This is a genomic window from Paenibacillus sp. sgz302148 (assembly GCF_056120465.1).
The window spans coordinates 116,249-131,779 of sequence record NZ_JBVYOJ010000008.1 but is presented as its reverse complement, the minus strand read 5'-3'; the positions used below and the strand labels follow the sequence as shown (position 1 = coordinate 131,779).

8 protein-coding genes and 1 riboswitch are annotated in these 15,531 nt (G+C 50.5%); all 8 genes read right to left on the bottom strand.

The window, feature by feature from the left end; genetic code table 11:
• Nucleotides 1-25: 25 nt before the first annotated feature.
• Nucleotides 26-754, bottom strand: a complete 729-nt coding sequence (queE, locus tag AC0LWM_RS13730) for a 7-carboxy-7-deazaguanine synthase QueE (RefSeq protein WP_474675516.1) — start codon at nt 752-754, stop codon at nt 26-28.
• Complete coding sequence (gene queD, locus AC0LWM_RS13725) at nt 751-1,191, bottom strand: 6-carboxytetrahydropterin synthase QueD (protein WP_474675654.1); 441 nt, start codon at nt 1,189-1,191, stop codon at nt 751-753. Before queD ends, queE begins: the two co-directional genes overlap by 4 nt.
• Before the next feature lie 2 nt (nt 1,192-1,193).
• On the bottom strand, nt 1,194-1,853 hold the full coding sequence (gene queC, locus AC0LWM_RS13720) for a 7-cyano-7-deazaguanine synthase QueC (RefSeq protein ID WP_474675515.1): 660 nt from the start codon (nt 1,851-1,853) through the stop codon (nt 1,194-1,196).
• A gap of 109 nt (nt 1,854-1,962) precedes the next feature.
• A riboswitch (PreQ1 riboswitch) is annotated at nt 1,963-2,007 on the bottom strand.
• A gap of 389 nt (nt 2,008-2,396) precedes the next feature.
• Complete coding sequence (locus tag AC0LWM_RS13715; RefSeq protein ID WP_474675514.1) at nt 2,397-4,634, bottom strand: UvrD-helicase domain-containing protein; 2,238 nt, start codon at nt 4,632-4,634, stop codon at nt 2,397-2,399.
• 4 nt (nt 4,635-4,638) lie between these two features.
• Nucleotides 4,639-7,512: a PD-(D/E)XK nuclease family protein gene (locus AC0LWM_RS13710; protein WP_474675513.1), complete on the bottom strand. Its 2,874-nt coding sequence runs from the start codon at nt 7,510-7,512 to the stop codon at nt 4,639-4,641.
• A gap of 133 nt (nt 7,513-7,645) precedes the next feature.
• On the bottom strand, nt 7,646-10,474 hold the full coding sequence (locus AC0LWM_RS13705; RefSeq protein WP_474675512.1) for a hypothetical protein: 2,829 nt from the start codon (nt 10,472-10,474) through the stop codon (nt 7,646-7,648).
• Nucleotides 10,474-10,986, bottom strand: coding sequence for a phospholipase D-like domain-containing protein DpdK (gene dpdK, locus AC0LWM_RS13700; protein ID WP_474675511.1), 513 nt, complete (start codon nt 10,984-10,986; stop codon nt 10,474-10,476). The genes AC0LWM_RS13705 and dpdK overlap by 1 nt, the downstream gene beginning before the upstream one ends.
• Nucleotides 10,983-15,518 carry a protein DpdJ gene (gene dpdJ, locus AC0LWM_RS13695; RefSeq protein WP_474675510.1) on the bottom strand — a complete coding sequence of 1,512 codons (4,536 nt, stop codon included), beginning with the start codon at nt 15,516-15,518 and terminating at the stop codon, nt 10,983-10,985. The genes dpdK and dpdJ overlap by 4 nt, the downstream gene beginning before the upstream one ends.
• Nucleotides 15,519-15,531 lie beyond the last annotated feature (13 nt).

Genomic DNA, 15,531 nt, shown 5'->3' with positions numbered 1-15,531 from the left:
CTACCACGAATATCTCTTTCTCCGATCACACCCCGCGTTTATTCCCCCAGATCCACGTATGGAGCTGCGGAAGCACTCGAACGGCATTCAACTCCGTAGATTCCATTACGGCGTCAACCAACCATTCATACCGCTTCACAAGGTGTTTCAACAATACCGTAGGGTCACTTTCTGTTAGGTTATCATTCCCTATTTGTACATAAAGCACGCACGCCGGGTATTTCCGATGCACCTTCCCTGCATACTGCAAATCCAGTTCATCGAACACGACAACTTTCAAGCTGAAGCTCCGCCCCGCTTCGGTCAGTTTCTCCACGATGCTGTCCAACACATCCCAGTTCATGCTCATGCCCGAGCTTGGTGGCTTCGGCGATAGTGTCAACTCGTCGATGGACAGAAACCAGTCCTGCCAGCGGCTGCCCTGTGTCTCTAAGGCTACCTTCATACCCTTGTCATGGAGCAGATCGATCAGTTCGTGCATACCTCCGATTAGTGCAGGATTGCCCCCCGAAATCGTAACATGGGAGAAGGCTTCCCCTCCAAGCCTCAAGAGCTCGGCTGCAATATCCTCGGCGGTGAGCATACGAATGTCCTGCTTCCCGGTCCCGTCCCATGTAAAGGCGGAATCACACCAGGAGCATGAGTAATCGCAACCTGCTGTGCGTACGAACATGGTTTTTTGACCGATGACCATGCCCTCACCTTGAACTGTCGGGCCGAATACTTCCATCACTGGTATACGTGCTGTTCTCATCGTTTACCTCCCGATAACGGGCGGTACACCACGTAGCTTGTCGGCGTCTCCCGCAAGAAAATTTGCGCACATATCGGCTTATTCGGCGTTTTATCCAAATAGGCTTGGATAATTTCGCACATTGTTCTGGCGACAACCTCAGTCGTCGGGAAACGCGCTTCGTTCTCATCACTAAAAAAGTCATTATGATCGTTCAGCAAGGAATGGTCGAAACGGTCACTAATCAATTTCTTTATCGTTGAAAAATTTACCAAGAAGCCGGATCCATCCAGTTCATCACCGACAATCGTCACGTTGGCATAATACGTATGACCATGTACTCGGCTGCATTTTCCAGCGCTTTCGCTCGGGATATAGTGAGCTGCCGCGAACTGGAAATCCTTGTTCAATTCGAACCGAAAGTTGTGTGCAACGGTAGGATAGGTTTGATGGATCATTATTACTGCGCCCCACTTTTCCTGGACATATACTCCTGCAATCCGTTCGCTCGCAAGCGGCATGCCGGACACTCGCCGCAGCCGTCGGCGATTACACCATTATAGCAAGTAAGTGATTTATTCCGCACATAATCAAATGCCCCAAGTTTATCGGCCAGTTCCCAGGTATCTGCCTTCGTGAGCCACATCAATGGCGTATCGATAACGAACTGATAATCCATTGATAAATTCAACGTCACATTCAAAGACTTAATGAATATATCCCTGCAATCCGGATAGCCGCTGAAATCTGTCTCGCATACCCCGGTTACAATATGTTTTGCGCCGACCTGCTTCGCTAGAACAGCAGCAAAGGATATAAATAGCAAGTTACGCCCGTCCACAAATGTCGTCGGCAGTTGCCCTTCCTTCTCTTCAATGGCAATCTCATCCCTCGTTAACGCGTTCGGAGCCAACTGGCCCAGTAGTGACATATCGAGCACATGATGCTTAATGTTCTGCTCCTTGGCAATACTGGCCGCACATTCGAGCTCTAACTTGTGACGCTGGCCGTAATTGAACGTAACCACCTCTACTACGTTGAAGCGCTCCAACGCCCAGAACAGGCAGGTGGTGCTATCTTGACCGCCGCTAAAAACGACGATGGCTTTTTCCTTCTTCATCCTATTATCCCCTCTCTTGTATATCGGCACCCGGCGCGAGCGGAGCATAGAGATTCAAGAACAACTCTCTTCTTAGGAACCATGAAAAAAACGATATCCTAAGGATATCGTTCCCTTAGTTTTTTATAGAGGGTGTCGCTAGAACCTCTCCTGGAGCCATTCATGCTGTTACGCTCGGATGATTTCAGATTTGTATATTATCTTACCATTATACCGCAGTTTGGCTAAGCTTGCATCTCAAAGCTTTTTCCATAAAGGTGATCTGCTTGCGCCCCCTCATTAAGAAATAATGCCTGCGGCATCTAACTTTCTTGCGAGGATGGTATATAACTTAAATGTCTTGCCTTATATCAAATTTTATGATATTTTAGAGTTGTCCGAAAGCATCGGCAAGCCCCTGTTGAGAAGCACTCACAGGGGTTTTTATTTGTCGAGAAAACGATGAAGAAGCGGGGATAGGGGCAGATATTAACAGAAAATTGTTCGATGAGGGGCAAGTAAGGCGAATTTTTATTAGGCAGATCCATCGGATCTGCCTAATATTCAAGAAAAGTATACGAATTTCTTACCAAGTGTTTGTAGAGTTGACTTTGCCATCAATACCTCATCTTTCCACGACCAGTTCTCACTTCCGATTGGGTTCGCTTTGTATGATCCATGCCCGATTAAACAAACGACATGTTCCGCGCGAGTAACGGCTACATAAAAGGTGCGAGCCTCTTCTTCGAGTAAATTATGGCGATATTGAGCAGTCCAATTATCAAATTTCGAGGAGCGACCGTGCCCTCCTGGCAGTTCAAGATCGAGTCCCCATCCGGGAATTTCGAAGAAGGTAGGCATCTGGTCGTCACTGAGCAATCTGCGACCAATATCGGGAATGATAACAATCGGGTACTCTAAACCCTTGGCGGAATGAACAGTTGAGAATCGAACCGCATTAGGCTTACTTTCTTCGTCTCCTGTATCCGCTTCGTCCATCTCCATTCCGGATAGCAAGGCCAACTGGAACCGATCGAAAAACTGTTGCAACGTCAGAGCTTCCGAATCCATCAATTCACGGGACCACATCACCAACTTCTCCAGATTAGCCACTGCCTGTAAATTGCCCTGCTTCCCGTAATATTCCCGTGCCCTGGTGAATTCGTACATATAGGTCAGCAACTGTGGTACGAGATCAACCTTCATCCTTTTGCGTACATTCCGAATTCCCTCTAACCATTCCGAGCAATCCTCTTCCTCTTCGAACCAATCCCTAAGAACTAGATTTGTCCCATCACTCCGGTATATTGAACTTGGAGTGATAAACGGAAGGAACGGGGTACCAAGCGCCAAATCGAGGGACACGTCGTCGGGATACTTTAATATCGCCTGTAGCATATGATAGCATGCCACTATTTCCGGTTTACGAAAAAAGCCACCACCCGTGTCCGTTACGACGGGAATATCGGATGGAAACCGAGAGTAAAAACTTTGCATTTGGTAATTGGAACGGAACAGAACACAAATGTCTTGGTACTTTACCGGGCGCATTCCCTGGTGCCGGTCATGGATCCGTTGATCGAGAAACTCTCGGATCTTATGTATCGTCCGCTCTGCAATGGGTTGTTCACGCTCCTTGTAAATCTCAATATGCTCATAATGGAACGGGACAAGAGTATCATTCGGCACATGCGCATCATCCGCTTTGGTTAATTTTTCTTGCAAAAACTCGTATCGCCGCCCCATGTCATCAAATAAAGCCGATTGTACCGAATGCAAAGGCTCAGTCGGACGACGGGATGCGCTCAGTGAAAGAGGAGTTGTATTGTTCTTTTCCGAGATTTTGCGTATAACCGAATGATCGGCGCCGCGGAACCCATAGATCGCCTGTTTGCGGTCGCCCACCACCAGCACGTGTGTAAGCCAGGGCGACAAAGACTGGATGATGTTCATCTGAAGTTCATCAGTATCCTGGAATTCATCCACAAACAAATAACGGAATCGCGATGCAACCAAGGGGCCAATTTGATCCTTGTATTGCTCGACGAGCGCCGCACATTTGTGCAGCAGATCGTTCGTGTCGACGCCGCCTTTCTCGCGCTTCAGATTCCCATAATGCCGATCGAGTTTTTCCAGCATGCATGCTACGGCGTTTCGGTAAGCCTGGTCTTCGTCGTTTTCATTTTGCCGCAATGTTTCAGCAACCACTTCTGTTATCGAACGTCCACGCCTCCGGATATGTTCATACCAGCCCTCCAACTTTTCAGCCATCACGTGGGGAGCCCAAAGGACATGCTCCGTGTTAAACAACCCGGCAGTCAGCGGGTCGTCCAACGCTTCGTTCATCGTGACTTTAAGTGCAGTCAAGAAATGATGGCGCGCCATCAAGATCTCGGATTCGTGAGCGATAAGTTCCGTATATCCGAAATTGCGCAGCAGCATGGCACAAAAGCGGTGAATCGTACCTATAAACGTCGAGGCGATACGCTCCTTCTGTTCGAACCAGCGAACACGCTGGTCCCAGTCGCCGGCTTGCTCCGCATCCCGAATCCGCTCACGAACCCCACTCTCCAATCGTTCCCGCATTTCATCGGTTGCTTTATTTGTAAAAGTAATTAGTGCGAAATCATCGATGTTGACTTTCTCCTCATTGACCAGATGCAGGACGGACGCCACCATGGTACGTGTTTTTCCAGAACCTGCACCTGCGGAAACAACCGTGATCGAGTCCGGTTGCATAACGCTGTCAACGATATCGGCTTGCTCGCGTGACAATCGTACCCCGCCGCGCTCAATTCTCATACCGTCACACCTCTCCCTGTTGATCGGTGATACCCAAACATTCCAACCGAACCGGACAAGACGTGCAATGATCTCCGGCATGTTTGGGAAATTTGTTTTGCTCGATACTCCTTACGAAGTGGCCGATTCGCTCCGGCATACTCGCAAAATGCCTATCCAGCATGCTCGTATAACGGTTGTCGGTCGCTTTCTGCTTTTTCTCCACGGCGAAGTAAGCGTTTATTGAATTTCTCCACCACGAAACGGCCTGATATTGGCTGCGGAAAAGTCGGACGCCGTCAATCTCGACCTCTTCCGTAACGGCTTCAGGTAAATTCTCGTTTTCCTTTTCACCGGGTAGGAGCCATTCTCCTGTCTGAATATCCCCTAGAACTGGAATATCGAAAAGTGCGGTTTTGACCATAAACGGAACGTCTATGTTAACTCTTACCGTTCGCTCTTCATGTCCGTCGTCGACCATCACCCGGAAGGACTCTCTAGCGCCTTTGACGATATGACGAAAATACCGGTAACGCACTTTGCTGAAAAATGCGAGTTGACCTTTGACCTGCAGTTCAATTGCGTGCCACGTGATTGGGCTGAAAGCCGGAAACAAATTGAGAACATCAGCTTTAGACGTCTCCATGAGACCGAGCATATGTTGGTAAAATTCCACGCTGCTCGTTTGCGGCGGTGTTCTTCCCGACAATTCCAGCAGCCCGTATATCCGGTTTAGCCAGGTGGCCTGAGCATATATCTCCAACTGCCATTCGCTGCGATACATCCTGGCCTCTGGGTGTAGAAGTTCCAGCCTATAACGGAGCGGACATAGACCGTAATGTGCCAATTCGTTCAAGTCATAAAACTTTCGTTTGGCGGTCCGCACTTTTACTTCTTTCACTCCGCCGTGAGCCCGGCTTAAATCAAGCGTGTCCAAGATGCCTTGGACTGTTCTTTTCGTACCGAGCAACAGTTCAACTTCCTGCATATATGAACTGGGCTGGAAGGAGCGGTCTCCGTCCTTCTGCGCGTAACTGAGCACCAGCCTTTCCTCTGAGGCACGAACGACCGTCAGAAACATATACCGCTCTGTCGCTAAGTGTTTCTCCCTTCCATCGATATAGAATGGCCACGGTTCCGGATAAAGCACCGGCACATGCACATTGTCACATCCGACGTACACAACCGCTTTATAAGACATGCCGTCCATCGTTTCCGGCGTGACGATACGCAGTAAAGCCGGGTTTGCTTGAACGTCGTCCACTTCCTCTTCGCTTTCGTCATTCTCGTTCGGAACCCGAGTCAAAGCATTTATCGCGTCACCGAACTCTTCCGTCGTGAGCGGAATCGAGAAATACCCGCTCAAGTCCCGAAATACCGACTGAATTAGCTCCAACACTTCCCGCTCCGCCTTGCGAAGGTCGTTCGGCAGCATTTTATTCAATTCTTCCTGCAATATCTGGATATGTCTTGCAACAGATCTCTCTCCTTGACAGAACAGACGAGAGCATACCGAATCTAGCAGTGCGACAACTTCGGTCCATTTGCGGATCGTCTCCGTGTCCGCCAGTTGCACGGGAAGTCGGAACACTGTCTCTTCCTCGCAATTCCGCTCCAACCGGCGCAAAACAGCCATCCAGTCTTCCCTGGTCTGGCATGCCGTGAAGTACTGGAATTTCATTGCGCGAAACGCTGGTGTCGAGTCCTGAACGGCCGCGCCCAACCATCCTGATGACAATATCGTCTCAAGAGAGTCTGCTTGAAGAAAAAGTTTATCGTCCTGCCAAATTTGATAAAGGTTGAGAATGAACCGTCCTACAGGCGTAAGCAGCAGTAGTCTCGGATTCGAAACCAATTCCACTTCTCTCTTCTGCCCGCTGGTTCGATCCACATACGTAAGTGGATTCATCGTCATGTAATCCCGAAGACGGTCGACGAACTCTTTCGAACGCCTCATGACGACTGCAACGTCTTTTGGCTCGTATTCGCCGCTGTCGAACCAATGTTTCAACTGCACGATACACCCTTGCAGTTCGCGGTCGCGATTCGGATACTGCATCAGCGTTACGTTTGCAACTGGTTCAGCAAACAGCGTAGGTTTTCCGAACTGCAGCATATGGCGCTGAACATGCGCAATATCATCTTTTTCGCTGATTGGAGGCGTGTCGATGGAATAACGACGTTTCCCTATAAAACGGTACGTTTCCTCAATAACCTGGTACGCCTGCCGCTGCTGTTCCCGATAAGGAACGAGGAATACGACTTCCTTTCCTTGATTATCGCACTGCTCTATAAACCATCGCTGTAGTTCAGTCAAATAAGTGAAACCTTCCATAACGACCAGTTCAGTCGGTGCCGCACGAACTGCCAAGTAATCGTGCGCAGCGGCTTCGAACAGCCGTTTTTTTACATTTTCCAAGTTATCGTAAAACGAAGCCTGAATGGCCTTTAAGTGCATTTCGATGACTGGATTCACAAGCAGATCCCGTTTCGGCTGAGGGAGCGGTTTTTTTCGAAGGTCGATGCCTTCCGCAGCGAGACTGTACAGGATGCGAATCCACGAGGAAAAGTCATGGCGCAGCAAATCGCGAAGATGAGGATCGCCTTTGGATATCTCATTCATCGCCCGGTACAACATCGTCTTCTCTTCTCCCCGGGAAGATAATGCAAATCCTTGCTTCGTCCATGCCCTTATGACGTCAGCAAACAACGCCATCTTCTTTGCTTCGCCCTTATCGTTCGTGAACCGTTGTTCTTCCTTTATTAATCCGTTACGTTCCCGTTCGGCAGATAGTGCTTTAGTCGCGGTTATGTAGGTATACTCACGCCCTTTAATGATAAGCTGTTCAATCTTTGCGCGGTCCGGCAGACGGTTTTCATACGTAAACAAAGTGAGCATCCGATCCCTCCAGGACATATTCGGATTTTGGCCAAGAAAAAGGCCTTTGGGCAGAGTGCTCCCAAAGGCCTAAATGAATAATACCATATATACACTCTATTGGAAATAGGAACATAATAAGAACAGTTCCATGTTACGAAGACATCTTCTCCTTGGCGTACGCCTCAAACCGCTCGAGAATACCAGCCTCCCCCGAACTTCGCGGATAAATAGGCTCTGCACGCAGTTGATCCCGGATACCGTACGTCAGCGCATGAGAAATACACACCGTGACGACAATGGATAAGTCCGACTGTCGCGCGTAAGCCGTCGTCTGTTCGGTGGCTCGGTCATGTGTACAGACGCGGGTTTTCAGCCGCCCGTTGCGGCGCATGATCTGTTCGGCGGCACGGCGTGCGGCCTTCTCCCTGCATGAGAAAATCGTTATCGTCATTTGCGGAAGATTCTTAAGCGGATCGTCGGAGTCCTCCTCTCTGCGGTTCATATGCCGCTTAAGTTGCTGCAGGATCATGTAGTCGCCAGTCACCGCTTCACCGAGTTCGATCAGAAACGGCAACAGCCAATTCGTATGTTCATCCATCTTGTCGTACAGTTTGCCGACCCACTTGTCCCACACGGGTTTAATCTCCATGCCGGGCACGCCATAATCGTGAAACAGTTCCATACAGTCAAACGCGACAGACAGTAGATTGGGGATAGGTTGAAACGTCATCCAGTCCCTCGTATTCCGCCACTGTGTATCTGTCGCCTCGGGCTTTTTCCTCAGCAAACCGTCGAGAAGCCTCAATAAGTCCTGCAACGTATGTTCGTTTTTGCTGGCGAACATCCGGACGGTGTCGGCCAAATTTTCGTAAAATTCCGTTTCGCTTCCTTCCGGAAAGTCCGGATCGTGCGTGACATACCGGACAAAAGGAGAAAGCGATCGTACCAACATACCTTTTTTAGCGGCTTCCGGTTCTTCTATTACCCATTGCGTCAGCCATTCGTTAATGTGCCGAATCGCCGTCGGTGTCCAATTATCGTAGCTCTCTTCGAGCCGGTCCAGCCAGTCCGTCAGAAACTGATAATCTTCTTCCGCTTCAAACAGAATGCGATACCATATTTCCCACTCCTTCGGGATGAGCCGGTTCTCGATGTCGAGCCATATCGGATCCGCCAGAACGGACCGTCCCGACAGACGCATACGAATCCGGTGAATCAACCGCAGGCATGGGAGCAAATCCGGACAAGGCCTTTCTCCGGCTTTCTGCAAAAACGGAAACAGCACTTGCAAAAATTCCGTTGACGCAAATTTGTGCCACCCTTCCGTGAGTTCACTAAACAACTGGCGGTATTCAATCAGGGAGAGCCCCAAATCGAGCAGCACATCGGACCAGTCAGCTGCAATCTTCATTTCATCGCGAATGCCGTGCATATGAGATAAGAATAGTTGGTAGAGTTCGAAATACACCGGCTTCAACTCCGGACGTGGCCACTTCGGATCACCCACGAAATAGCGAAGTAAATAGGGCAGCGATACATTCAGCACTTCACTTCCTACTGTCGTATCATCATTCCGTAGATGGACGAGAAGCCGTTCGATTTCCGTACCGTTATTGAGAAAACCGTCGCGTGTCCACTCGTCGGCTCCGCGTTTCGCCAGATCAATCGCAACGTAGGGATCCAGACTGGTAAGCCGACTGAACCATTCGTTCCAGTTGCCGGGCATTGAGGAGGAAACGTCCCTACCGGGGCCGGTACGCAGATGTGGTACCAAATACTCGTAGCAGACGCGGAGTTGTCTGCTGGTCAATATCGTTCGCCACTCGCTTTCGCTCAAGTGCGAAACCGAATCCGCAACCTGCTTATCGATCTTCAGATCCTGAATTTCAAACGCACACAATAGCATTAACTGATATTGCTCTTTCGAAGCGGATAGCCCGGAAACGATCGCGAAAGCATCTTCAAACCGGCCTTGATCGGCGAGAGCTTTGGCCTCTTCCAGCGAATGCACTGCAGGTCCGGATCCAGTTGAGTCGCCACATGCTCCCGCCGAACCGGCAAGTGACCTTAACAGTTGTTCCGTTTCGGTACCTATACCGGCAGCGAGCAATTCGCTTTGCAATTCTGGCTGCGGAGTGTCCGGGGTGACCGCGCGCAACATGAAACTGATCAGTGTCTCCGGGTGCGAAAGCGACCCGCGTACACGGTAAAGCGACTGGTATTGCGGCCATACCGCTTGTGAAAATGCGGTTTTCAGCGCCAGCGGGTCGTGCCTGTGTTCTTTCAAGTAAACCGCATAAACGGCGCGAATTAACCCTTCCGTAATGCGGGAAGGACGAGATGCCTTAAGCAAATCTTCCATTTGCGGGTGGGTCACAATATCGTGCCAGCGTTCAAAGCGAGCCAGCATGTCTATGCGCATGAACAAAACATTCCGCGGATCTACCAGGCGGTAACGTTCCAATAAACTGATTTGCGTTTCGGCACTTTCAATATCTCGCGCTTGCAGCGCTAGCTCAAAGCTGCGGAGCAATTGGAACGGATCCTGGGGAATACGAGCACGACGCTCCGGCCGCCCCTCCAACAGCATGAACATCAGTTGAATTTTCTCGCCGATCATGTTGTCATCGCCGCGAAAGGTAAAATAATGTCCCTGAGTAAACGATTCGGCGATCAGGTCCGCTGCATGAGGTGCCCCGCTGAGACGATAGCCGCCGAAGTCACTGTAAGTCGGTCCGATAAATGATCGGATCTGCTCCCGCAGTTGAATGAACGATGTTTCGTCAAACGCGAGGGCATACCAGGTAAACGTTTTGTCGCGCTCCATGAATGGCAGCACCGTGGGGGAAGGCCGGTTGCCTTCAAGTCTAGATATATATGGGTAAACCTTGCCAAGCGCCCCTGATTCAATTCGATCCCAGGTAATCAGGTTAGGGCTTGCGAAGAAGTGTTCTAGGAAGTACCTTACATCGGGTGTCATCACTCCGTATCCCCCTTTCCCCACCATCTGCTCCAGACGATCCGGTTCTCAGCCACTTCAGCGGGATCCGCTGTATACTGAAGAAACTCTTCGTATGTCGTTATTCCATTGTAAGTGAAATTCATCGAACCACTTATAAAATAGGAGTCCCCGAGCAATCCTTTACCGTGAAGAACCGCATTATACCGCACATCGAATGACTTGGACGTCTTTTGTTGGATAGATTTGACAAACTCTTCATTATGATCGAGTCTCCGGGTTTCCAGAAAAAATTCCGTGCCCCGTTCTATCACATGGGCAATGACATCGGAGAACGTAATGTCTTTTCGCGCCCATTGTGGTTCAAGCAGCAAAAACTCATTCGAACGGTTACGTATGACCGAAATATCGGACACCCAAGGGGAGGCAAGAAAAAGGCGGCGGCTCGGCCGGATCAATTCGGCAGCCAACACACTTTGTAGCAGATCCGGTAATTCCCGGGAAGCAGAGTTTGTGTAAATGTAACGAGTCATTGCAGCGCCTCCCGGATTTCTATGTTTAGAGCGTAAAAGCCGCGCTCTCTCGTGATCCCCTCAACCCGCGGATAAACGTGCAAATAGCCGAGATCGAGCGGTTCCGCGGTCAAACTGACAATGATATCGCTGATTTCTAATTTTTTTCCCTCTGGAACTATGAGTTGAACAGAACCATAGTCAATGAGCATGCTCGTCATGCGTTCTTTCCACCCTAAATCCGGATACGAAACCTGGTGATGTAACTGCATGGCGCCAAGGACAAGCTCTCGATCCGTCGGCACACGACTGGCAAAAGGATTGTACGACTCCAGTGCTCGGCGTCGGATTTGAGAGCCCTGCGGCCAGATCATGCCGTAAATGACATTGAACCGCCAATTCAAATCATCCAGTGCCCGCGGATCAATGTGTTGAAGCGCAGCTTGAAAATTGGCAGACTTGCGAACGTCCGCACTGAAGACGTAAGCAAACACGCGTGCGTCCATTTCGATTCCAAGTCGGGATTCTTCCCGTTTCCACGTTTGAAACAGATCAAACAGAAACCCATCGGTATCAGGATTGCTGCCGGGACGTAGAAGGCGGTTAAACAACCCGTTCATAACCGGCAACGTGGCGAGAATGCCGAGATCGTTCAACCGATCCTTGACTCGTTCGATCGTTGCATTCGTTTCCCGGTATCCGCTTGAGTTCCGGAACCGATTGATCGCATCGTGGAGCGACGGATCGGCCTGTATGTGCTCCAGGATGCGGGACAACTCGCTGTGTACGATTTCTGCGTCGGACGGCGCCAAAGCACTCTCTAGGAGTCGGTAAAACCGGCGGGGATCTTGCTGGTAGCTTTTCGCGATTTCCTCAATAATTCCGCTTCCACCCTCGATCGTTTCAGTGATCCATATTTCATCGGCCACATCCGCACACGTACCGTCCGCTTGTTTCCGCGGGCCGCCCCCGATATCGAGTAGAAGTTCGCCGTTGCGATGCGATCCCGCCATTTCAATACATGCTTGCAATAGAGCTTCTCCGAGCGTGGCCACCCAGCGTTCGCGTGCCCAGTCATGCCACTGTCCATCGGGCTCTTCCCAAAGCACGGCCGCGAGTGCCCGCAAACGTTCGGCAACGAGAGGCGTCTCAAATAAACCGATTAACTTAAGATGTGTCCGCTGATACTGTGCCTCCTCCTCTATTTCCGACTCATCTGAGCTTGTCAGAACCTGAAACACAACGTTCATCACGTCGTTCATGACAGAAGGAAACGAATGATCGTGAATTGTTTCGCACGCTTCCTCAAGTGTACATCCGTTCACCAGAGAAGTATGGAGAAGCGCCGATAAATAAATTTCCGCCATCCGCTCAAGCACAAATGAGTTGCCGATCTCGCTCAACGCCTCATCCTTCATGACTATTTGTTGAAAATAAAGCGATCGGAAGGACCGTAACTTCGCTTCATTCGGGTCGTCAATCGATAGGATGCGTACCGGAATCTGATGTAGAGTAAACCTGATGCCGTCCACCTGCTGAATAAACCCTAATGCCGCAGATTGGCCGGGCTCAAGTACGAACCTTACGGACAATTCAACCGGATCCGTTTGATTGACGAGCCGTACCGAGGACTCCGAACCGATGGCGAACCGTCTTACGATAACCGCGCTATACGTGTCGTGGGTGAAGAAACGGACTCCGCCGATGACGGACGCCCATCTGGAACCTTTTGGAATGTCAGCCTCCAAACCATATTCCGAACCCGTCACGGCCTCCGAAGCCGGGAACAATTGGCTTTTCCATATAAGGCGGGCGTTTGATTTCGTATCAACCGACCGATCGGATTGTTTCGGCCTGATTTTCCAAGGCCGTACAACAGGCAATTCGATTATAGTACCTTTATCCACATACTGGAATCGGCCGAGATGACGGTACTCATCAAACTGGCAAAATTCCGAAATTAATAACTCCTGCGGTTCCAGGCCTGGCAGCAGCGACGGTGGCGCAATCCAATGGCTTTCCGCGCCGTGCGACACACCGAATCGCCGTGAAACCCGCCCCGGTGCGAACGTGTTTAGCGCCTGCAATATATCCATCGCTTCATCCAAACGGGTAGCGTTCGGCAATGGCGGCAACACCACTTTAACTTCTGGTAGACTCAAATCGCTGAACAGATTCGCAGGCACAAATTCCGGTAACGGATGATTCGGCGTGTACATTTCTTTCGAGCCACCACTGCCATCCATTGTGCCCCAGTCCGATTGAAGACGCCGGAGCAGCGTCGGTAGTACTTCTAGAATCAAGGACCGAGGTGGCTCCCACATAAGAGCGTGCATGTTTTCCACCGAACAATTTAACGCCTGCCGGATATAACTCTCCATCCGGAAACGGACTGACTGCTCTTCCAGGATGCGTTTGATCAGCCTGATGACTTCCCCCTTCTGCGTGGAATCCCCGCCGGTAGGCTGTGCGAACATGTACCACAAACTTCCAGCATTGACCCTCTGCTGTCCCAACTCATAGGAAGCCCAATCCATAAAAGCGAATACCGCCTGGATACGAAGTACGTATCGATTCATAATTGGCAACGCCTGCCGTTCGAGCACAGGTTGAAACAGCGTATCGTAACTTTGATACATAAACCGGTCCCGACCGTAATCTGATAGAATCGTCACCATCCACGGCCGCATCATCGGGTCGCGACCCGCTCGTCCTTTACGCTGTAAAAACGCTGCAAGATCCCGAGGTGCCTTATGCTGAATCACTGCACCAACCCGTTTGTCATTAAATCCAACTTCAAGTGACGGCGATGAGACGATCACTTCCGCTTTTACATCGACTCCGGCGTCCTGCGAGCTCGTCCGTCCAATATGAAGTGATTGCTGCAGATCGTGACCGATACTTTCTGGGAAAAACCATGACTGCCCGTGCAACATACGCTGTGCGGCTCCAGCGGTAAAATGGCTCCGCAGCGCGGCGAGCGGTTCACGATCAAGCAGTTTGGCCAGCGTCTTGTTGTTTCTACCTTCCGCGTCAAGCAATGTGTGGAACAACCGATTCGTCACATCGAGGTCGTCTGTAAATACAAACAACTTCGAACCATAAGCGGTCACTTGCTCTTCCGCCAAGGCACTGCCAGGATCGAGCATGCGCCGTAGCAGCATCGACGCCTGAATCGTCGTCGAAAGCAGGGAAGTACCCGCTGCGGGGTCTCCGCGCAGTATGAGATGATACTCTTTCCCCTTCGACTCCATCTTTCCGTTCGCAGCATCAATTTCTGCTACATCGCCGCGTGGCAGTCCGGTCAACTGACTAAAAAAATCGCCGGCATCCCGCAGCGTTGCTGATAGACCGGTCATATGAAGCGGTGGCTTACCCAATGCGTGGTGCCATCTTCGGAGTAATAGCGCTACTTGCGCGCCGTGCGTACCGGTGTATGTGTGAACCTCGTCTAGTAGCACAATGCGAGGCGGACGCTCTGTCCGTAAGCCGATTAACGAGCCGTAATTATGATCGCTAGTATACCGGTTCATCATTTCTGTCGTCGTAAACATAATATCAGGCGGCTGTTTCCGCATCGATGAGCGGGTAAGCGGCATCACGTCACCTTCGATCACCGTATCGCACCCTCGTTTGACGCAGACGAGACGTTCACGGCCGACAGTCAGGTCGTCGCCCGACCAGACGAGCTCTGATTTGCACTCTGGACATTTCAGGAAAGGACAGACGTAGCCGAACGGCCCTTTTTTCCATCTTTCCGAGACTCTTTCCTTCGTATTCGGCGTATCCCCGAATACTACCCCGATCGATATTGGGCGTTCGAGTGGCAGGATCCGGTTCAGTTGTCGCACTTCGATTAGCGTATCCATAAACTGGTCCTTAAGCAGTTCGTTTCGGGGGTACAGTGCGACGGCCTTTATCCAGCGTACAGCGTCAATCCTTGATGCAATCCATGTAAGTGCAGGTAAATAAAACGATAGCGTCTTCCCCGTACCTGTTCCGGCCGTCACGATAAACCCACGAGATCTCTCTTCCCGCAAATCCCGAAACATCCTTATCGTTGCGTCGAATTGAAATTCGGATAGACGAAACTTGTCGCCTTTACCTTCGATGAACGTCTCGAGCGTATCTCGTTCGTACTGCCCGAGAACGTTATCCGCTGCTTGGAGTAGTGACGGCCCGTCGATATACCGTTCGGGATATACACGGGTGCTTTGGTGAAAGCGAAAATCGGAAACAAGCGTCGGTGATGCTTGCCACGATTTTGAAGGAAACCATTGGCGCAACCGCGCCATGAGACGGACGGTTTCGGCCATTCTTGTACGCCACACCTCTTCCCTTCTTAATGGAAGTGCGGCAATCATCCATTCCTCGAGTAAGCCGTTTTTCAATTCCTCGGCGGTCGTATCTTCGACCTGATGGCGGTCAATGAAATCTGCTGCCAACCGATCCAGTTCTTCATCGGTAAACGAACCTTCAACATAGCCCCAAGATAAATATTTGGCCTCGTGCTCTTCGAGTTCATTGAGAAAAAGCTGCTTCCAATCTTTCAAGGCATTCCCTCTT

Coding starts and splice junctions, on each gene's coding strand:
- queE (WP_474675516.1), bottom strand. CDS start 754: ATGAGAACAGCACGTATACCAGTGATGGAAGTATTCGGCCCGACAGTT.
- queD (WP_474675654.1), bottom strand. CDS start 1,191: ATGATCCATCAAACCTATCCTACCGTTGCACACAACTTTCGGTTCGAA.
- queC (WP_474675515.1), bottom strand. CDS start 1,853: ATGAAGAAGGAAAAAGCCATCGTCGTTTTTAGCGGCGGTCAAGATAGC.
- AC0LWM_RS13715 (WP_474675514.1), bottom strand. CDS start 4,634: ATGAGAATTGAGCGCGGCGGGGTACGATTGTCACGCGAGCAAGCCGAT.
- AC0LWM_RS13710 (WP_474675513.1), bottom strand. CDS start 7,512: ATGCTCACTTTGTTTACGTATGAAAACCGTCTGCCGGACCGCGCAAAG.
- AC0LWM_RS13705 (WP_474675512.1), bottom strand. CDS start 10,474: ATGACACCCGATGTAAGGTACTTCCTAGAACACTTCTTCGCAAGCCCT.
- dpdK (WP_474675511.1), bottom strand. CDS start 10,986: ATGACTCGTTACATTTACACAAACTCTGCTTCCCGGGAATTACCGGAT.